The organism is Glycomyces halotolerans (assembly GCF_054779575.1).
This window is the reverse complement of sequence record NZ_BAAGXZ010000069.1, coordinates 1-581: the sequence shown is the minus strand read 5'-3', so window position 1 is coordinate 581 and position 581 is coordinate 1. Positions and strand designations below refer to the sequence as shown.

Sequence of the window (581 nt, the reverse complement as noted above, 5' to 3'; positions counted from 1 at the left end):
TCTTCTTAACATGCAATTGCTTAAGTGCTATTATCCATTTGCGTATAAAAACCCATTACATTGCGGTAATTGTATATTCTCTGTAGAAAAATTTATTGGATGCTGAATGTTTTCCTGATGAAGATTTTTGTTAACACTTGTTTTTGACATCTTAAAAAGGAGCATTCCTGTTAGAAGGATTTTCGGGGACTTGAACAAAAAAGAGCCCTCTTGGTATGATACGGGGTGTCAAATCATAGCGCGAATTGACCCCTAACTTAGTTAACCAAGGAGGACTCCAAAGTGGATTTTAAACAAAATCAGAAAATAAATCAAGTCACCGAGAATACACTCGTAGTAGGAATTGACATTGCCAAGCGAAAACATTTTGCTTGCTTTGTAGATGATCGTGGTCGGGTGCTCCAAAAATCTTTCCCAGTATTACAGTCTAGTGATGGCTTCCAGTGTTTTTATCAACGTATTTTAACTGCAATGAAAGAATACGAAAAAACGGAAGTCATTGTCGGGATTGAACCAACAGGCCATTACTGGCTAAATTTAGCTTATTTCCTTGAGGAACGGGGTATTCCCCTAGTCATGAC

1 protein-coding gene is annotated in these 581 nt (G+C 37.7%); it reads left to right on the top strand.

Annotated elements, in window-relative coordinates; all coding sequences use genetic code 11:
• Positions 1-282 precede the first annotated feature (282 nt).
• Positions 283-581 (top strand): IS110 family transposase (locus ACYVL2_RS20075; protein ID WP_460546573.1); only part of this gene is annotated, 299 nt, incomplete at its 3' end.